This window comes from Streptomyces sp. NPDC058274 (assembly GCF_042881375.1).
Lineage (GTDB): Bacteria > Actinomycetota > Actinomycetes > Streptomycetales > Streptomycetaceae > Streptomyces.
This window is the reverse complement of record NZ_JBHVXW010000002.1, coordinates 247,827-267,465: the sequence shown is the minus strand read 5'-3', so window position 1 is coordinate 267,465 and position 19,639 is coordinate 247,827. Positions and strand designations below refer to the sequence as shown.

The window sequence follows — 19,639 nt, the reverse complement described above, 5'->3', positions numbered from 1 at the left end:
TGCTTTCAGGCGGTATCGAGGGAATCGCTTCGTGGATACGATGCGTACGGGTATGGCGCATCCACCTGGCGACACCTTCATTGGGGAGGCGGGGGCCGTGCGAACCGTGAGTCGTTCCGGAATGGTGACGGCAGGCCTGGGGCTAGGGGCGGTCGGCGGGTTCGTCGGCAGCCTGCTCCGGGAGCGAAGCGCTCTGACAGCCGCCCGTGACGCAGCGGGCGAAGGAAGCGAGGAACTGCCTTCATGGGGCGTCGGCTCGTACCGCTCACGCTGGACAACCTTCAGGACCTTCCCCAGCGCTGTCGCTCGTGTGTCTTCTGGGAACTGGACCCCGTCAGCGGCGAAGCTGCGGTAAAAGCGGGCACCCCCGCCCTGGAGAAGGAATCCTGGATCTCGGCTGTTCTGCTGGACTGGGGATCATGCGGCAGGGTCGTCTACGTGGACGACGTACCAGTCGGCTACGTGCTGTATGCGCCCCCGGCGTATGTCCCTCGGTCCACAGCTTTCCCCACGAGCCCGGTCTCCCCTGACGCGGTCCAGTTGATGACCGCGTTCATCTTGCCGGGGTACCGAGGGCAGGGGCTCGGCAGAGTGATGGTACAGACAGTCGCGAAGGATCTGCTGCGCCGGGACTTCAAGGCGATCGAGGCCTTTGGGGATGCCCGGTGGAAGGAACCGGCTTGCGTGCTGCCCGCCGATCATCTGCTGGCCGTGGGCTTCAAGACGGTCCGGCACCATCTCACGCACCCGCGGCTGCGGCTGGAACTGCGGACGACCTTGTCCTGGAAGGAAGACGTGGAGCTGGCGTTGGACCGGCTGCTGGGGGCGGTGCAGAAGGAGCCGGCGCTGCGGCCGCTGTAACTCCCTGACCCCTGCCGCTGCCGCTGCCGCTGCCGCTGCGACTCGCCTCTCGTCTCGCGCCTCCTATGCGAATGGGCCAGCCCTTTCGGGCTGGCCCATTCGTGTTTCACGTGAAACATCGCCGTCCGTGTGACGGCGTCATCGACTACTCGGTGATGAAGTCCTCGAGGTCCCGCACAATCGCGGCCTTCGGCTTCGCACCGACGATGGTCTTGGCGACCTCGCCACCCTGGTAGACGTTCAGGGTCGGGATGGACATGACGCCGTACTTGGCGGCCGTACCCGGGTTCTCGTCGATGTTGAGCTTGACGATCTCGATCTTGTCCCCGTACTCGGCGGCGATCGCCTCGAGCGACGGCGCGATCTGGCGGCAGGGTCCGCACCATGCGGCCCAGAAGTCCACCAGGACGGGCTTGTCGCTCCTCAGGACGTCCTGCTCGAAGGAGTCGTCGGTCACATTCTTCAGGGTGCCGGCCACGGCGGGCTCCTTAACTTGGTGGTGCGGTGGGGCGGACGGGAGTCAGACAGCGGTCTTCTCGGGCTCGGCAGTCGCCTCTCCGTCCGCCAGGGCGGCGAGGAAGCGCTCCGCATCGAGGGCGGCGGAGCAGCCGGTGCCGGCGGCGGTGATCGCCTGGCGGTACGTGTGGTCGACGACGTCACCGGCGCCGAAGACGCCGGTGAGGTTGGTGCGGGTCGAAGGCGCCTCGACCTTCAGGTAGCCCTCGCCGTCCAGCTCGAGCTGTCCCTTGAACAGCTCGGTGCGCGGGTCGTGGCCGATCGCGATGAACAGACCCGTCACTGCCAGGTCGGAGATCTCGCCCGTCTGCAGGTTGCGCAGCTTCAGACCGGAGAGCTTCGGGTCGCCCTCGATCTCGGCGACTTCGCTGTCCCAGATGAACTTGATCTTGGGGTCGGCGAACGCCCGCTCCTGCATCGCCTTGGACGCGCGCAGGGTGTCCCGGCGGTGGACGATCGTCACGGACTTGGCGAAGCGGGAGAGGAAGGTGGCCTCCTCCATCGCGGTGTCGCCGCCACCGATGACGGCGATGTCCTGGTCCTTGAAGAAGAAGCCATCACAAGTGGCGCACCAGGAGACGCCGCGTCCGGAGAGGGCGTCTTCGTTGGGCAGACCGAGCTTGCGGTGCTGCGAGCCCGTCGTGACGATGACGGCCCTCGCCTGGTGGACGGTGCCCGCGGTGTCGGTGACGGTCTTGATGTCTCCCGTCAGGTCGACAGCCACGACGTCGTCCGGGATCAGCTCGGCGCCGAAGCGCTCGGCCTGGGCGCGCATGTTGTCCATGAGCTCGGGGCCCATGACGCCGTCCTGGAAGCCGGGGAAGTTCTCCACCTCGGTGGTGTTCATCAGGGCGCCGCCCGCGGTGACGGCCCCCTCGAACACCAGCGGCTTCAGCGACGCGCGCGCGGTGTACAGGGCCGCCGTGTAGCCGGCGGGCCCGGAGCCGATAATGATCACGTTTCGGACGTCGCTCACGGCTTGATTCCTCGTCTCTGGAGACTGCTGCGTACTGCCGGTGGGAGCCTCTCTCAGAACTCTCACCCCACCCAACGGATCCTAAGGGCCCGGCATTCCCAGTGTGTCCGGGCACACGGGGACGCCACAGCGTACGGGGACGGAATTCTGGAGTCGGCGTCATCCGGTCGTGCTGGGCTCGCAAGAGTGGGGCCTCAGTGCCGTCCTACCGAGCATCTTGCCGGTCGGGAGCAGTCGTACTCCCGGTCATCCCGGTCAGGACGAAGCGTATGACTGCTCCAGGAGAACCTTGCCCGAGGAGCCCTTGGCTTGGCCCACGCACGTGGCGTCGACGATGTACGCCGTGACCTGGGTGCTGTCGGAAGGGTCGGGCAGGACGACCAGGTAGACCTTCGTGCCGTTGTAGACGCCCTTGGACGTCGCGAGCGCTTCCTCGGTGCGGTTGATGCCCTTCTGAATGCAGTCCGGAACCGGGACCACGGGCACCTTCAGGATGTGCGGTCCCCCGTCGCTGGATCCCGTCGCGCCGAAATCAGGTTCCGCGGACCTTTTGTTGCCGCTGTCCGGGCCCTTGCGCGCAGCGAGGAGGTCGGCGACCTGCTGCTGCAGTTTGCCCTTGGAGAAGGTGTGGGCCGCGTCGGTGTGCTGCTGCTCTGCTGTCGAGGGGGTGTCGCCGGGGTTGTCCTCCGTCACCGACTGGACGAGGAAGGTGCCCAGTCCCAGGGCGGCAACGGTGAAGAAGGCGCCGAGTGCGATGGTTCCGCGGCGGCTCCGGCGCGTGCGAGGCGTGCGTCCCGGACCGGTGGCGGCACGGGAATGTCCGGTTGGGCGGCCACCAGCGGCAGAGGTGGATGTTTCACGTGAAACATGTCCGTCTTCGCTCGCGCCTTGTTCGGTGTCTGCGTCGCCGTCGTCGGGCACTGCGGGGGAACCATCAGCTGACGTGGCGGCGCGCACATCGGCGTCCTGGAGATCCGTTGTCGTCGCGCTCAGCAAGGCTTCCGCGGCCAGGGCGGCATCGATCCGCCCTGCCACATCGGCGGGCATGCGGGACGGGCCCGGGAGTGTGCCGAGAAGCCCCCGGATCTCCTCAAGAGAGGCGTACACGTCGGCGCAGAGCGGGCAGCCGTCCAGATGCCGGCGCACGTCCGCGGTACGGGAAGGGGGGAGCAGACCCTCGGTGAGGTCGGAGATCTCCGTGACTTCCGGGTGCCCGGCCGTGTCGGTCGTGGATGTCACGCTCGCCCACCTCCGCCCTTCACAGCAGCTGAATCGCTTGGCCCTGCATCATGTGGTCCCGCTGCGGGTGGGACGGATGGCCCCTGCGTCCGGTTCCTTCCGCCGCCCGCCTTCTCGCCGTCCTTGCCGGCCCGGCCGCTTGCGCTCTCCGGTCGGAGGTGGCTGAGGAGGGGCAGCAGTCTGGCTCTGCCTCGGGCACAACGGCTCTTCACCGTCCCGGTGGGCACATCCAGGACGCGGGCGGCCTCCGCCACCGGGTAGCCCTGCATGTCCACGAGGACGATCGCGGCCCGCTGGTCGGGAGGCAGGGTGCCCAGGGCCTCCAGGAGTTCCCGGTGCAGATCGTTGCGCTCCGCGGGCGCGGACGCCGACTCGTGCGGCTCCAGAAGCTGCTCAAGACGTTCGGTGTCATCGACGGGGGATGTCTTTCTGGATGCGGCCTTGCGGGCGCGGTCCAGACACGCGTTCACCGTGATGCGGTGCAGCCACGTCGTGACGGCCGACTGGCCGCGGAAGGTGTGGGCGGCCCGGTAGGCGGAGACGAGAGCGTCCTGGACCGCGTCAGCGGCCTCCTCGCGGTCTCCCAGCGTCCGCAGGGCCACCGCCCACAGGCGGTCGCGATGGCGCCGTACGAGCTCACCGAAGGCCTCGGGGTCGCCTTCGACATGGCGGGCGAGCAGGTCTTCATCCCTTGCTTCGGCGTACACGGCGCCTTCTGCCATCGGCCCCTCCCTCGGGGCAACCTTACGGATTTTGCCGCGAGAAATTGGACCTCCTCTCCAAAGCGCATCGAAAGGTCCTTGCTGAAGCCCGCTCCATCATCCATTGACGGACAGGGAACCCTCAGCTGGTCACCTTCACGTCCACCACCCTGCCGCGGTACGTACCGTCGCCCGTCGGCGGCAACTTGGTCAGCCAGACCAGGAGGTAGCGGGCCTTGAGCGATCCGCCGGGCTTGAGCGTCACGCTCGTACCGGAGCCCTCGGCGACCTTGCTGTAGCTGTTGAAGGACAGCGGCTCCGAACCTGCGTCACCCGAGGCGGCGCGAAGTTCCACGGACGTGTCCCCCACGAAGGAGACGGTCACCTTCTCCACCTGCTGGACCTTGCCAAGATCGAGGATGACTCCAAGGCCCTGCTTCAGTCGTCCAAAGTCGGCACTCTTGTAGAAGTCCGTCTGCCAATACGTGCCAGGAGTGGTGTCGTAGACCTTGCCTATGTCGGATGGCTTCTCGGACCCGTCGCCGAAGGGGTCGAAGTCACGGGCATTGCTGATGGCGACCGGCGTGCCCAGCGTCCTCTTGGGGTTCTTGTCGTTGCCGTCTGTCGTCCGGGTGTTGTCGGTGCTGTCGGACTTGCCGCGGTCCATCAGCGCGTCCGCCAGCTGCCAGCTGCCGAGACCCAGCGCGGCGATGAGCAGTGCGGAGACCGCCCACTTGAGTGCCTTGCCGGTACGGCTCTGCAGCGGAGGGAGCGGCGTCGGCACGGGCTGGGTGACGCCCGGACGCGGTGACTGACGGCCGTACGTGCCCTGCTGATAGGTCGTGCGCTGGTAGTCGGGCGGTGCGGTGAACGCGGGCTCCGGCGGGCGGATGCGGGGCATCTCGCTGATCGCCTTCACCAGCTCCTCCGGCGTGGTGCACGGAGGATCCTGGCGCGAGGCCGTCGCACCGTCGTTGACGAGCGCGCGCATGGCGAGCTCCGACAGGCCGCGGTGGACACCGGCCCGCACCTGGTCGGGGGCGATGGGGCCGACGTCCTTGGGCAGCCCGGACAGGCCGTAGGCGTCTTCCTCGTACGGCCACCGCTGGGTGAGCGCGGCGTACAGCAGTGCGCCGACGGCTTCCGTGTCGGTGCGTTGCGGGGTGTCGGACTTGATGCCGCGCAGCGCGGCGTTGACCGCGAGACCGCGGATGCGCCACTGGCCCGACGAGGCGCGCAGCACGGCGCCCGGCGTCAGCCGCAGATGCGCGAGACCTTCGCGGTGCGCGGCGGCCATGGCCTGGGAGACCTGCGTGACCATCTGGTAGGCGTCGTGCACCTCCAGCGGGCCCGCGGCCAGGAGTGCCGTCAGCTCCGTGGCGTCCGGCAGCCACTCGTGGACCACATAGACGAGGTCGTTCTCCTCGACCGCGTCCAGGACCTGGACGAAGCGGGGGTCCCCGAGCAGCGCGGAGGAGCGGGCCGCGGCCAGCACCGAGCGGGCTCGCGGATGGTCGGCGGGCAGCAAATGCACGCCCACGGCGCGGCGGAGCTTCTCGTCCACCGCACGCCAACTGCTGAAACCGTCCAGACGGGTGACGCACTCCTCGAGGCGGTAGCGTCTGGCGAGCTTGTGTCCGCTGTGCAGTTCAGGTGGTGAGGCCTTCCCGGGACTCTCGGTCCCGCCGCTCCCCTGTGCCTCGTCGCTCTCCGTGTCCTGCTCCCGGTTCTGGGCCTCCCCGTCGGCCGTGGACTGGTCCGCCTTCGCGGTCAGCGGCTCGTCACCGCTGTTGTCTGCCACGTCGACGGCAGCCGTGCTCCGTTCCGCCACCGTCGTCCCTGCCTCCCCATCCGTTGCGCGCTGTCCGACGCCGAAACCAATTGTGCCCACAGTCCGGCGCTATGCACGACACACGGCAGCGGACGATGGTTGTGCGTTTACCCCCGCCTCAACGCCCCAGGCGCCCACGCACCATGCCGACCATGGAGTTGAGCTCCTCGATACGCATCTTGCGTGCGGCGATGTAGAAGACCCCGACCAGGACGGCGCCGCCGCCGATCAGTGCGGCGAACGAGCCGCCGACACCCTGCCCGAGTGTGTGACCGATGCCGTAGCAGGCCGCGCCGCTGAGCAGCGCGGCCGGCACCGCGGCGATACCGAGCCGCGCGTATGTGCGCAGCACGCGGGCGCCGTCCAGGTCGCCGCCCAGCCGCTTGCGCAGCCGGCTCCAGGCGACACCGACACCGATCGCGTAGGCGAGACCGTACGAGGCGGCCATGCCGACGACCGCCCAGCGGACCGGGAGCACGAAGAAGCACACGGCCGAGGCGCCCGCGTTGACGACGGCGACGATGACCGTGTTGTAGAAGGGCGTCCGGGTGTCCTCGTACGCGTAGAAGGCGCGCAGCACGACGTACTGCACGGAGTACGGGATCAGGCCCAGGCCGAAGGCCATCAGCATGTAGCCCATGTTGGTGGCCGGGCCGGTGCCGGAGGAGCCGAAGATCAGCGTGCACATCGGGATGCCGAGCGAGAGGAACCCGAAGGCGATCGGCACGATGGCGACGGCCGTAGTCCGCAGCCCCTGGGAGATGTCGTCGCGGACGGCACCGCCGTCGCCCTCGTGGGCGGAGCGGGAGATACGCGGCAGCAGGGCGGCCATCAGGGAGACCGTGATGATCGCCTGCGGCAGGCCCCAGATGAGCTGGGCATTGGCGTACGCGGCGAAGCCGGTGCCCTTGACCGGCGAGTCCTCGCCGGCGGCGGTGGACAGCTGCGTGACGACCATCGCGCCCGCCTGGTTCGCGAGGACGAACAGCACCGTCCACTTGGCCAGCATGGCGGCCTTGCCGAGGCCGTGGCCCTTCCAGTCGAAGCGAAGGCGCAGCCGGAAGCCGGTCTCCCGCAGGTACGGGATCATCGCGAGTGCCTGGACGACGAGGCCCAGCAGGACACCGATGCCGAGGAGCCGTTGGCCCTCCGGCGGGATGTTGTTGACCGTCATGTGGGAGTTCGCCGCGCTGCCGTAGACCCAGATGAACGCGCCGAGCGTCACGATGATGACGATGTTGTTGAGGACCGGGGTCCACATCATCGCGCCGAACTTGCCGCGGGCGTTGAGGATCTGGCCCATCACCACGTGGATGCCCATGAAGAAGATCGAGGGCAGGAAGTAACGGGTGAAGGTGACGGCGACGTCGTTGGCCGCGGGGTTGTCGGCGACCGATACCGACAGCAGGCGGACCAGGAGCGGCGCAGCGAACATCGCGAGGGCGGTGAGTACGCCGAGCGCCACCATGACGAGGGTGAGCAGGCGGTTGGCGAAGGCCTCGCCGCCGTCCTCGTCGTCCTTCATGGCACGCACGAGCTGCGGCACGAAGACGGAGTTCAGCCCACCGCCGACGGTCAGGATGTAGATCATCGTGGGCAGTTGGTAGGCGACCTGGAAGGAGTCGCCCAGGAAGCCGAGGCCCAGGGCGGAGACGATCAGTGCGGAGCGGATGAAGCCGGTGAGGCGGGAGACCATCGTGCCCGCCGCCATCACCGCGCTGGACTTGAGCAGGCCCGAGGCGCGGCCGTTCTTCTTCGGCGCGGCAGCGGCGGGCGCGGGCGCCGGGGCGGGCCCGTCAGGACCTCGGTACGCGGAGGGCGCGGGCGACGGGTTCGGCACCGCCGCGGATTCCGTCGGTGACGGGTTGCCGCCCTGCTGCTGGTCACGGAAGAGGTGCGCGAAGGCGTCCGGCTCGTGGCGCTCCTCGCCGGCCTGCGTCACCAGGTCGTCCACTCCCACGAACTGGGTCGTACGGGCGTCCTCGCCGTACGGCAGGTGCCGGGTGGGGCCCGCGGGCTCCGGCGGGGGTGTCTGGGCCCACACGCGCGGGTCGGGGGTGTACTGCGAGGTGGGCGGCTGGGCGTAGAGCGGAGGCTGCGGCTGGTACGTGCCTGGGGGCGGCGGAGGGTGCGAGGCGCGGTCGTAGAGCGCCTCGGTGACCGGGTCCTGGGCGGAGAGGTCCTGCCCCCGGTAGGGGTCCTGGTCGTAGGCGTCCTGGAAGTACATGTCCGCGGGGGGCCCAGGCGGCGTCTGGCCGGGCTCGGGCGGCGGGCCTTCGGGGTAGCCCGAGCTGCCCGCGCCCTGACCGCGGTCACCGTCGTACGGCGCGTTCATGGTTACCCCACCTCATCGTCCCCGGGCCCACCGGCCACGACATCGCTCAACGGTCCACTCTCTCACCCGTGCCGGACGGGTCGGTGCTTTCCGGTGCGGTGTCCGGTGTCGGGTCACTCGGGTGCTCCGGGTCGCCTGCCCCGGACTCCGCACCCGATTCCCCTGCGGGGCCGTCGCGGGAGTCCGTGGCGTCGGTGTCCTCAGCGTCCACGGCGCCGTCGGTGTCCTCGTCCGGGTTCCCGGCTTCGGGGCCGGTCCCCGGGTCCTCCTCGGCCTGCCGGGCGGCCGCGCGCTTGCGCTGCGTGTACATCCGGAATCCGGCGAGTACGAGGAGCAGGACTCCGCCGGCGATGACCAGCATCACCGTGGGCGTGATCTCGTTGACGTCCACGTCGAAGGTGACCGGGGTGCCGTAGGCCTGGCCGTCCTCCGTGTAGAGCTGCGCGACGACGGTGACCGGGCCGTTGGCGTTGGCGTTGGTGATGAACTTCACCGACTGGCTGTGCCCGCCGGAGACCTTGATCGGCTGCTCGTCGTAGGGCCCGTCACCGATCTTGAGACGGTTCGGCTGCTTCGACGTCAGGCGCAGCACGAGGTTGTCGACGCCCTGTACCAGGTTGTTCTGCACGGTCACCGGGATCGTGGCACTGCGGCCCGAAAGCTTCGTCTCGGACTTCTCGATCAGCCTGACCTGACTGGTGAGCACCTGAAGGTACCGCTCCACGCCGTCGCGGAAGATCGACGCCTCGGCGGCGTGGCCGCGCCAGGAGACGGACATCCCACGGTCTATGGCCCGCCCGAAGGGGGTGACCACGCGCGAGGAGTTGGTGAGGATCACCTTGAAGCTGTCGAGCTTCCGCTGGATGTTCTCGATCTCCTCGAAGGCCGACTGCGGCAGCTCCTGCCTGCGCAGCGAGGAGGGGTACGAGGAGGCCGACGGGACGCGTGTGGTGGCGTCCGGGTCAGGCTTGGCCTTGGCGGCCGCGGCGAGCTCCTGGGACTGGGACCAGTTCCCGTCCTGGAGGGCCGTCAGCGCCTGGGCCATCGTCTGGGCCTGGCTCGCCGAGGGCATGCGCTGCGGAGCGACCACGATGCTGCGCTGGTTGTCCGGCTCCTGGAGGTTGGTCATCAGGCTCTGGGCCAGGAACTCCTGCACGGCGAGCGTGGAGCTGCCCGCCCTGGTCATGTCGCCCTGGAAGGCCGTCGACAGCCCGGCGTCGGCGACCACCGCGGTCGTGCCGCCGCCGATGGGCCGGGCCGCGCTGGGCGTGTACGGCAGGCCACCGTTCTCCCGGAGGCTGTCGCTGCGGGCGATCACCTTGTCGGCACCCGCCGAGGTGGCCACCTTGACGATCGACGGATCGATCGCCCCGTCAGCGGGCCAGGCGAAGTCGGTGCTCGGCTTCACATGAACGATGCTCTCGACGGTGTCGGACGCCACATCGGTGGCGGCCTTGAGGTGGCTCAGAGAACCGGTGACGTTCTTGCCGTTGTGGGCGAGCGACGCCAGATCGGGGTCGGCGAAGGGGAGCGCGACGATCTCCTTGTCCTGGACCGTCTTCTCCAGCTTGTCGAGCCAGGCCTGGGCGACCTTCTGGTTCCTTCCGGCCGTGGTCGTATCGCCCTCGCCCTGCACCCGGTAGCTGTCCCGCATCGCGTCGACGGAGGCCAGCAGGTCCGGGTCCACGACCCAGGCGACGTCGAGCTTGCTGCCCAGCGACAGCATCTGGTCGAGCCGGCCGCCGGGGGCGATCTCCTTGGCCAGGTCGTCATTGCGGAAGACGGGTGTCTGCACCTCGTTCGACCCGGTCTCGGCCGTGAGGTGGGTGGTCGAGATGAGCGGCCACAGGTACGTCGTCTTCGTCTTGGTGTCCGCGGCCTCGGGCTGCCAGGGCAGGAAGGTGCGCTGGATGCCGAGGACCTGCTCGTACGGCTGGGCCGCGGACTGGCCGGAGAGCGAGACGCCGAGTTGATAGACGCCGTCGGAGCCGAGGTCCAGCTCCTTGACCGGTACCGAGATGGTGAAGGGCTGCGAGACGCCGGCGGTGAGTTTGGAGAACTCCGTGACGTACTTGCCGCCGACCGGCGTCCCGTCGATGCCGGGCTGATAGGCGCCCCGCTTGGCCACGGCGTCCAGCGTCGAGCGACCGCTCAGGGACGGGCCCAGGCGGAGGTCCACATGGGCGTTCGTGACGGTCTGCTTGCTCCTGTTGGTCACCGTGCCCGACACGGTGAGCGTGTCGCCGTCCGTGGGCGCGCTGGGGCTCAGGGAGTCCAGGGAGACGCCGACCGTGCCGGACCCAGTGGCGTCCGCCAGGGATGTCACGGGGGCCGCGTAGGCGGCCGAGGAACCGGGCAGCTGGAGCAGGCCGGCCAGCAGGGGCGCGCCGGCGAGCAGTGCACCGGTGCGCCGCAGCCACCGGCGGGCAGGTGAGGGACTCATCCCCTGGAAGTCTGCCGCCTCGGCCACGCGCTCGCCCGTCCCTCGTCGTCGTCAGTGGTCGTCGCAATGTGCGTCCACGCATGGTAACGATGCTCGCCGAGGGGAAGTGCCGCGGTCCGCCCCACAAGATCCGCGGACGATGCCGGGCTGTCCCGTATGTGTGCGTATCAAGGACAGCGTCCCCGCGTATGGAAGGCGGGTCGATGCGCACTTTTAATGGAGGCGCCCCGGGCCGCGTGGGCCACGTACCCTTTTCTGTTGTGCCGAACGCCAACGAAGACAACCCCAGTGCCCTGAGTCAGGTGCAGCTCCGCGCGGTGAGTGAACTGCTGCGGGTGTCGCCTGTCGCCGACGACCTCGCCCGCCGTTTCCAGGAGGCCGGGTTCTCACTCGCCCTGGTCGGCGGCTCGGTCCGGGACGCGCTCCTTGGCCGGCTCGGCAACGACCTGGACTTCACGACCGACGCCCGCCCCGAGGACGTACTGAAGATCGTGCGTCCCTGGGCCGATGCCGTCTGGGAGGTCGGGATCGCGTTCGGCACCGTCGGCGCGCAGAAGGACGCCCGTGTCGGAGACGCGCAGCAGTCCTTCCAGATCGAGATCACGACATACCGCTCGGAGGCGTACGACCGGACCTCGCGCAAGCCTGAGGTGTCGTACGGCGACTCGATCGAGCAAGACCTCGTCCGTCGCGACTTCACTGTGAACGCAATGGCTGTGGCACTGCCGGAGAAGGAGTTCATCGACCCGCACGGGGGGCTGGACGACCTCGCCGCGCATGTTCTGCGCACCCCTGGCACTCCGGAGGAGTCGTTCTCGGACGACCCGCTGCGGATGATGCGGGCCGCGCGGTTCGCCGCGCAGCTCGACTTCGCGGTCGCCCCCGAGGTCGTCGCCGCGATGACGGACATGGCGGAGCGCATCGAGATCGTGTCGGCGGAGCGTGTCCGGGACGAGCTGAACAAGCTCATCCTGGCGGCGCAGCCGCGCAAGGGGCTGACCCTGCTCGTCGACACGGGGCTGGCGGACCACGTGCTGCCGGAGCTTCCGGCGCTGCGTCTGGAGCGTGACGAGCACCACCGGCACAAGGACGTCTACGAGCACACGCTGATCGTCCTGGAGCAGGCGATGGCACTGGAGGAGGACGGTCCCGACCTGACGCTCCGGCTGGCCGCGCTGCTGCATGACATCGGTAAGCCGCGGACGCGCCGTTTCGAGAAGGACGGGCGGGTCTCCTTCCACCACCACGAGGTGGTGGGGGCCAAGATGACCAAGAAGCGGATGCTGGAGCTCAAATACTCCAACGACCTTGTGAAGGACGTCTCGCGCTTGGTGGAACTCCACCTGCGCTTCCACGGGTACGGCACCGGGGAGTGGACCGACTCGGCGGTCCGTCGGTACGTGCGGGACGCGGGGCCGCTCCTCGACCGCCTGCACAAGCTGACCCGCTCCGACTGCACGACGCGCAACAAGCGCAGGGCGACTGCCCTTTCGCGCGCGTACGACGGTCTGGAGGAGCGCATCGCGCAGCTCCAGGAGCAGGAGGAGCTGGACTCCATCCGCCCGGATCTCGACGGCAACCAGATCATGGAGATCCTCGGTGTCGGCCCCGGGCCGGTCATCGGCCAGGCCTACAAGTTCCTGCTGGAGCTGCGGCTGGAGAACGGTCCGATGGAGCACGACGCCGCGATGGCCGCCCTCAAGGAGTGGTGGGCCGCGCAGAGCTGAGTGTTCATGAGCACGCACAGCTGAGGCTCATGGGGACGGGGTCATGTTTCACGTGAAACATGACCCCGGATCTGCCGAGGGGCGGTGTTTCACGTGAAACACCGCCCCTCGGCTTATGCCGACCTAGCTGTTACTTGGTCTCCTTGAGGCACAGCACCACGTCGTGGCTGCCGCCGGTCTGGATGTAGTAGATCGTCGCGGCCGAGACGCTCTCGCACTTGGTGTCGTCGCTGGAGTTGTCGAACTTCTCGACGACCTTGAATTCGGAGTCGGAGGACGAGCAGTCGACCGTCTTGAGCTTGGGATCTGACTGCGTACCGTCGTTGTGCATGCAGGCGCCCACCGACGTGGTCTCCGCGTCGCTCTGGCCGAAGTACCACTTGGCCCCGTACAGGCCTATCGCGACCAGGATCAGGACGACGATGCGCAGCGCCTTCTTGCCGCCACGGCGAGCCGGGGCCGGCGGCGGAACGGGAGCGCCACCCTGGTTGGGGAAAGGCGCGTAGGGCTGCTGCGGGGGAACCCCCGGCTGGCCGGGCTGCTGTCCCATGGGCGCGGTGGGCTGCTGGGCGAACGGATTCTGGCCCTGGGGCGGCGGCGGAACGGTCACTTGGGGGTCCCCCTCGAACGATGAGCGCATGGCGCGAAATAAGACGCACGTAAGCTACCGGGCCACACTGACAACTCTGTAGTCCAGAGCGGCTCTGTGGCCTTGATGTGACAGTTACCGTCGCTCAAAGCGGGTCATAGTCGCAGCAATTGCTGCGTAGACCACCGCCACCATGATCACTAGTGGAACCGATCGGCCGTCAGGCGGCAGCATCAGCGCGGCGACTGCGGCGGCGCCGACGAAGGCGGCATTGAACAACACGTCGTAAACGGAGAAAATCCGGCCACGGTAGCCGTCTTCCACGGAGAACTGGACGATCGTGTCCGTAGCGATCTTCGCGCCCTGCGTGGTCAGTCCCAGGACGAAGGCCGCGGCGAGCATCGGAGCCACGGCGAACGGCAGGCCGAGCGCGGGTTCCAGTACCGCGGCGGAAGCGGCGCAGGCGGCGATCCACCGGCCCGGGCCTAGTCTCCCGGCAGCCCACGGGGTCACGACGGCGGCCGCGAAGAAACCGGCGCCGGAGATCCCCAAGGCCAGCCCCAGCAGCGCCAGTCCGTCATCCGAGTCGGACGACCAGGCGTACCGGCAGAGCATGAGCACCATGACCGTCAGGGCGCCGTAGCAGAAGCGCATCAGCGTCATCGCCCCGAGCGCCCAGGCGGCCTCCCGGCGCCGGGGCTCGGCGAGATGACGTACACCCGCTGCCAGCCCGCGCGCGGTGCCGGCGAGCGCCGCTGCAAGGCCCGGCCGTACCAACGTCTGCTCCGGGCCGAGGAGTTCAGGTGCGATGCGCAGTGAGGCGAGCGCCGCGCACAGATACAGGGCGGCTCCCAGAAGCACCACCGCGGCGTTGGAGTCCACGGCCACCAGCCGTACGGCGAAGGCGAGACCGCCGCCCGCGGTCGCGCCCAGCGTCCCGGCGGTCGGGGACACGGAGTTGGCCAGCACCAGGCGCTCGGAGTCGACGACCCGTGGCAGCGCGGCGGAAAGGCCCGCGAGGACGAAGCGGTTGACCGCTGTGACACAGAGCGCGGAGACGTAGAAGAGCCAGTCGGGGAGGTGGCTGAGCACCAGGACGGCCGTGACGCCCGCCAGGAGGGCACGCAGCAGGTTGCCGTACAGAAGGACCTGGCGGCGGCGCCAGCGGTCCAGGAGCACGCCCGCGAAAGGGCCCACGAGTGAGTACGGGAGCAGCAGTACCGCCATGGCCGAGGCGATCGCGGCTGCCGAGGTCTGCTTCTCCGGCGAGAAGACGACGTACGTCGCGAGCGCGACCTGATAGACGCCGTCGGCGCCCTGGGACAGCAGTCGTACGCCGAGCAGTCGTCTGAAGCCTTGGAAGCGCAGCAGGACGCGCAGATCACGCACGACAGCCATGGGGCACAGCCTCACATACGAGGAGGGCCCCCGGGCGGTGTGCCCGGGGACCCTCGACGGCTCTCAAAGGGGGTGCGCCTCGGCGCGTGCTCCCTTTCGGGTCAGCGCTCGACCTCGCCCTTGATGAACTTCTCGACGTTCGCGTACGCCTCGTCGTCGAAGTACTGGACCGGCGGGGACTTCATGAAGTAGCTCGACGCGGAGAGGATCGGACCGCCGATGCCGCGGTCCTTGGCGATCTTCGCGGCGCGCAGCGCGTCGATGATGACACCCGCGGAGTTCGGGGAGTCCCAGACCTCGAGCTTGTACTCCAGGTTCAGCGGGACATCGCCGAAGGCGCGGCCCTCGAGGCGCACGTACGCCCACTTGCGGTCGTCCAGCCAGGCGACGTAGTCCGACGGGCCGATGTGGACGTTGTTCTCGCCGAGCTCGCGGTCGCGGATCTGCGAGGTGACGGCCTGCGTCTTCGAGATCTTCTTGGACTCGAGGCGGTCGCGCTCCAGCATGTTCTTGAAGTCCATGTTGCCGCCGACGTTGAGCTGCATGGTGCGCTCAAGACGGACACCGCGGTCCTCGAACAGCTTCGCCATCACACGGTGCGTGATCGTGGCACCGACCTGCGACTTGATGTCGTCGCCGACGATCGGGACGCCGGCCTCGGTGAACTTGTCCGCCCACTCCTTGGTGCCGGCGATGAAGACCGGGAGAGCGTTGACGAAGGCGACCTTGGCGTCGATGGCGCACTGGGCGTAGAACTTCGCCGCGTCCTCGGAACCGACGGGCAGGTAGCAGACGAGGACGTCGACCTGCTTGTCCTTGAGGATCTGGACGATGTCGACCGGGGTCTCGTCGGACTCCTCGATGGTCTGGCGGTAGTACTTGCCGAGACCGTCCAGGGTGTGGCCGCGCTGGACCGTGACGCCCTTGTTCGGGACGTCGCAGATCTTGATGGTGTTGTTCTCGCTGGCACCGATGGCGTCGGAGAGGTCGAGGCCGACCTTCTTCGCGTCGACGTCGAAGGCGGCGACGAACTCGACGTCACCGACGTGGTACTCGCCGAACTGGACGTGCATCAGGCCGGGCACCTTGGCCGCCGGGTCGGCGTCCTTGTAGTACTCGACGCCCTGCACCAGCGAGGCGGCGCAGTTGCCCACGCCGACAATGGCTACGCGAACCGAACCCATTCCGATTGCTCCCTGTATGTACTGGTGAAACCCCGAACGGGTCTCACGTGGTGGTGTCGTCGGACGGATCCGGCCGGGAGCTGTCCCGGTGCCGGGGCAGGCCGCCCGTCTCGCCAGATGTGCTGTCCTGCTGCGCGGAGCCTTCGGAGGCGGGACGCTTCTGGTCCCGCCCGGCCCGCTCGCTCTCGATGAGCTCGTTCAGCCAGCGCACTTCGCGCTCCACGGACTCCATTCCGTGGCGCTGGAGCTCAAGCGTGTAGTCGTCGAGGCGCTCCCGGGTCCGCGCCAGAGAGGCGCTCATCTTCTCCAGGCGCTCCTCGAGGCGGCTGCGGCGGCCCTCCAGTACGCGCATGCGTACGTCACGTGACGTCTGCCCGAAGAAGGCGAAGCGAGCGGCGAAGTGCTCGTCCTCGTATGCGTCGGGACCCGTCTGGGAGAGCAGCTCCTCGAAGTGTTCCTTACCTTCCGCCGTCAATCGATAGACGATCTTGGCGCGACGCCCTGCGAGTGGAGCGGCGAGGGCGTCCTCGGGTGTGGCCCCCGGCTCCTCGATCAACCAGCCGTTGGCGACCAGCGTCTTGAGGCAGGGGTAGAGCGTCCCGTAGCTGAAGGCACGGAACACACCCAGTGACGTATTGAGACGTTTGCGCAGCTCATAGCCGTGCATCGGGGACTCGCGGAGCAGGCCGAGGACGGCGAACTCGAGGATCCCGGAACGCCGGCTCATCGTCGCCTCCTCCCTGTCGCTGTCTCGTCGGCACGGTCTTTATGCCGAGCTGATGTATCGACTCGATACATCAGCACGATAGAACGCCGCTACGGATGCGACAAGAGGGAGAACGGTGAACGGCGTCACATCACCGATTCATACGAAGCAAGTTGCCTGATTTGGGGTGAACTTCGGCCCTAGGTGGGTTTTGACGGTGCGTAGTCTGTGCGCCATGCACACCACCGGGAACCGAGTGACGGCTGAGGACGTCATCGTCCTCGGTGTAGTACGGGTGAATGCGGTAACGCCCGCATCCGTACTTCGGGGGGACCGGAAACCAGCTGCCGTTTCCAGGCGCGCAACGGTGCGCCTGCCCGAGGAGTAATCGTTCGATGAGCGAGCACCGTCGCAAACCGCCGCAGTCGCAGGGCGGCGGACGTGCCGCGGCCCGACGCGGCCAGTCCAGCCCGTCCGCCGGCCGCCGTGCCGCACCGCGCAGCGCCACCGGGTCACCTTCCGATGCCTACGGCTCGGGAGACGAGGAGCGCCCGTACAGTGGGCGCGCCGAGGCCCGGCGGGCAGGACAGAGGAGTAACAGCGGTGGCCGGCGCAGAGCCGCCGACGGCGCGGGGCCGGGCGGTGGCGGCGGCCGCCGCGGCGGCCCCGGAGGCCCGAACGGGCCCGGGCGAGGCAGGGGCCGTTCGGGCCCGGCCAAGAAGCGCATTATCGACTACCCGCGCGCCGGCAAGTACGGAGCCGCGCGCTGGGTGCCGTCCTGGAAGCTGGTGACGGGGCTCTTCATCGGGTTCGCCGGGAGCCTGGTGGCGATCGCGGGCGTGGCGTACGCCTTGGTGGGCGTCCCGGACGTGGCCAAGACCGCCACGGCGCAGAACAACGTCTACTACTGGTCCGACGGCAGCCAGATGGTGGCCACCGGTGGTGAGACGAACCGCCAGAACATCGGCTACGCGGAAATCCCTGCGGCGATGCGGTACGCCGTCATCTCGCAGGAGAACAAGACGTTCGAGACCGACAGCGGCATCGACCCCAAGGGCATCGCCCGTGCCTTCCTCAACATGGCCAAGGGCGGCGAGACGCAGGGTGGCTCCACCATCACCCAGCAGTACGTCAAGAACGCGAGGCTGGATGACCAGTCGCAGACGATCTCTCGCAAGTTCAAGGAGATCTTCGTCGCGATAAAGGTGGGTGCCACGGTCGACAAGAAGGAGATCATGGCCGGCTACCTGAACTCCGCGTACTACGGGCGAAACGCCTACGGGATCCAGGCGGCGGCACACGCGTACTTCGACAAGGACGCGAAGAAGCTGAACCCGGGACAGTGCGCCTTCCTGGCGGCGGTGCTGAAGGGCGCCACGTACTACGACCCCGCGGGTGCCGAGTCCATCGACCCGGCTGCCACCGCTGAGGCCAACAGCAGGCGGGCCGAGCTTCAGATGCAGGACACGCTCAACAAGGAGGTCGAGTACGGCCACCTGAGTGCCTCTGTGCGCAGCAAGTACACCAAGCTTCCCGAGGTTCAGAATCCGCGCTCGAACACGCAGCTCAGCGGTCAGATCGGCTATCTCGTCGATCTCGCCAAGGCGTACATCATCAACAACAGCGACAGCATCACCGCGAACCAGCTTCAGCAGGGTGGCTACTCGATCCACACGACCTTCGACAAGAACAAGGTCAAGCAGCTCGAGAATGCTGTGAAGAAGGTCCGCAAGGAGAGCATCAAGCCGGACGAGCGTCCGAAGACGGACAAGTACGTCCAGTTCGGTGGGGCGTCCGTGAACCCGGACACCGGCGCGATCGAGGCCATCTACGGTGGTGAGGACGCGACCAAGCACTTCACCAACAACGCCGACCAGACCGGCGCTCAGGTGGGTTCCACGTTCAAGCCGTTCGTGCTGGCGGCCGCCATGTCGTGGGGCAAGAAGAATCCCAAACTCGGGGATTCCCAGGCCCAGGACGAGCGCACCATCGTCTCCCCGGACAGCTTCTACAGCGGTAAGAACAAGCTCAAGATCAAGAACTACGACGGGACAATCTGGACGGACAAGAACGGGAAGCAGTGGAATCAGACCAACGACGGCGGCGCGTCGTACAACGCGCCCAGCTATCGGATTGATCTGCGGGAGGCGATGCGGGAGTCGGTGAACTCCGCCTACGTGCAGCTCGGCATGGATGTCGGCCTGGACAAGGTCCAGCAGGCCGCCCTCGACGCGGGCATCCTCAAGAGCAGCCTGGCAAGCGCCAACTACCCCTCGTTCTCACTCGGCACCTCCGACCCGAGCGCGATCCGTATGGCCGGCGCGTACAGCACGTTCGCGGACAGCGGCAAGCAGCACGACCCCTACTCGGTCGACCAGGTCACCAACGAAACGGGCACAGTCTTTCAGCACGAGGACAAGTCGAAGCGGGCCTTCACCCCGCCTGTGGCCGACAACGTCACCGACGTCCTGAAGACCGTGGTCGACAAGGGCACCGGAACCAAGGCCCAGCTGCCCGGCCGTGACGTGGCAGGTAAGACCGGTACCACCGACGGCAACAAGTCCGCCTGGTTCGTCGGATACACCCCGCAGCTCTCGACCGCGATCACGATGTACCGGATGGACGACAACGAGAGCAGCAAGAAGCGCGAGTTCCTGGAGATGTACGGGACGGGTGGCGAGGAGAAGATCCACGGTGCCTCGTTCCCGGCCGAGATCTGGCACGACTACATGGAACAGGCGCTCAAGGGCACGAAGGTGATCGACTTCCCGACGCCCGAGGACATCGGCACGGTCGTCAACGATGTTCCGAGTCCGAGTGTGACCCCGTCGCCCACGGAGAGCGAGACGTCGAGCCCGACGCCGAGTGTGACGCCCAGCGAGACCGCGACCTCGCCCAGCCCGACGGCGAGCGAAACCTGCGGCGACTTCTCCTGGAACTGCAGCACCGGTGGAACGGACACGGGCGGTACCGGCAACGGTGGTACGGACGGCGGTGTGACCGCGTCGCCTACGGAGAGCACCGGTAACGGGAACACCAGAGGCACCGGCAACGGAGGCCTCTTCGGAGGACCCAACGGGTAGCCGCGGCTACCCGACCGAGGTGTGTTTCACGTGAAACATGGGCCGTCGCA

Annotated in this window: 14 protein-coding genes; 3 read left to right on the top strand and 11 right to left on the bottom strand. The window is 68.0% G+C overall.

Annotation, left to right across the window (positions count from 1 at the left end):
- The first annotated feature begins 243 nt into the window (after positions 1-243).
- Positions 244-861, top strand: coding sequence for a GNAT family N-acetyltransferase (locus ACFVYF_RS05660; protein ID WP_389451244.1), 618 nt, complete (start codon positions 244-246; stop codon positions 859-861).
- 145 nt (positions 862-1,006) lie between these two features.
- On the opposite strand, the gene trxA is transcribed toward ACFVYF_RS05660, so the two are convergent.
- The 7 genes from trxA to ACFVYF_RS05625 form a co-directional block, all read right to left on the bottom strand.
- Positions 1,007-1,339 carry a thioredoxin gene (gene trxA, locus ACFVYF_RS05655; RefSeq protein WP_389451241.1) on the bottom strand — a complete coding sequence of 111 codons (333 nt, stop codon included), beginning with the start codon at positions 1,337-1,339 and terminating at the stop codon, positions 1,007-1,009.
- Between the two features lie 42 nt (positions 1,340-1,381).
- Complete coding sequence (gene trxB, locus ACFVYF_RS05650; protein WP_389451238.1) at positions 1,382-2,353, bottom strand: thioredoxin-disulfide reductase; 972 nt, start codon at positions 2,351-2,353, stop codon at positions 1,382-1,384.
- Between the two features lie 255 nt (positions 2,354-2,608).
- Entirely contained in the window at positions 2,609-3,592 is a 984-nt protein-coding gene (locus tag ACFVYF_RS05645) for an anti-sigma factor family protein (protein ID WP_389451235.1), read from the bottom strand.
- Entirely contained in the window at positions 3,589-4,314 is a 726-nt protein-coding gene (gene sigM / locus ACFVYF_RS05640) for an RNA polymerase sigma factor SigM (protein WP_389451232.1), read from the bottom strand. Before sigM ends, ACFVYF_RS05645 begins: the two co-directional genes overlap by 4 nt.
- A 121-nt stretch (positions 4,315-4,435) precedes the next feature.
- Positions 4,436-6,124 (bottom strand): protein kinase family protein, encoded by a 1,689-nt coding sequence (locus tag ACFVYF_RS05635; protein ID WP_389451230.1) that lies wholly within the window; start codon positions 6,122-6,124, stop codon positions 4,436-4,438.
- 118 nt (positions 6,125-6,242) lie between these two features.
- Complete coding sequence (gene murJ, locus ACFVYF_RS05630) at positions 6,243-8,459, bottom strand: murein biosynthesis integral membrane protein MurJ (protein ID WP_389451227.1); 2,217 nt, start codon at positions 8,457-8,459, stop codon at positions 6,243-6,245.
- Between the two features lie 46 nt (positions 8,460-8,505).
- On the bottom strand, positions 8,506-10,929 hold the full coding sequence (locus tag ACFVYF_RS05625) for a DUF6049 family protein (RefSeq protein WP_389451224.1): 2,424 nt from the start codon (positions 10,927-10,929) through the stop codon (positions 8,506-8,508).
- 233 nt (positions 10,930-11,162) lie between these two features.
- On the opposite strand from ACFVYF_RS05625, the gene ACFVYF_RS05620 reads away from it, so the two are divergent.
- Entirely contained in the window at positions 11,163-12,629 is a 1,467-nt protein-coding gene (locus ACFVYF_RS05620) for a CCA tRNA nucleotidyltransferase (RefSeq protein ID WP_389451221.1), read from the top strand.
- Positions 12,630-12,759: 130 nt separating this feature from the next.
- On the opposite strand, the gene ACFVYF_RS05615 is transcribed toward ACFVYF_RS05620, so the two are convergent.
- The 4 genes from ACFVYF_RS05615 to ACFVYF_RS05600 form a co-directional block, all read right to left on the bottom strand.
- Positions 12,760-13,239 carry a hypothetical protein gene (locus ACFVYF_RS05615; RefSeq protein ID WP_389451218.1) on the bottom strand — a complete coding sequence of 160 codons (480 nt, stop codon included), beginning with the start codon at positions 13,237-13,239 and terminating at the stop codon, positions 12,760-12,762.
- A 114-nt stretch (positions 13,240-13,353) separates the two neighbouring features.
- Complete coding sequence (locus ACFVYF_RS05610; protein WP_389451215.1) at positions 13,354-14,616, bottom strand: MFS transporter; 1,263 nt, start codon at positions 14,614-14,616, stop codon at positions 13,354-13,356.
- A 101-nt stretch (positions 14,617-14,717) separates the two neighbouring features.
- Positions 14,718-15,800, bottom strand: a complete 1,083-nt coding sequence (locus ACFVYF_RS05605; RefSeq protein WP_389451213.1) for an inositol-3-phosphate synthase — start codon at positions 15,798-15,800, stop codon at positions 14,718-14,720.
- Between the two features lie 43 nt (positions 15,801-15,843).
- Positions 15,844-16,527 (bottom strand): PadR family transcriptional regulator, encoded by a 684-nt coding sequence (locus tag ACFVYF_RS05600; protein WP_389451210.1) that lies wholly within the window; start codon positions 16,525-16,527, stop codon positions 15,844-15,846.
- A 374-nt stretch (positions 16,528-16,901) separates the two neighbouring features.
- On the opposite strand from ACFVYF_RS05600, the gene ACFVYF_RS05595 reads away from it, so the two are divergent.
- Positions 16,902-19,589, top strand: coding sequence for a transglycosylase domain-containing protein (locus ACFVYF_RS05595; RefSeq protein ID WP_389451207.1), 2,688 nt, complete (start codon positions 16,902-16,904; stop codon positions 19,587-19,589).
- The last annotated feature ends 50 nt before the right edge of the window (positions 19,590-19,639 follow it).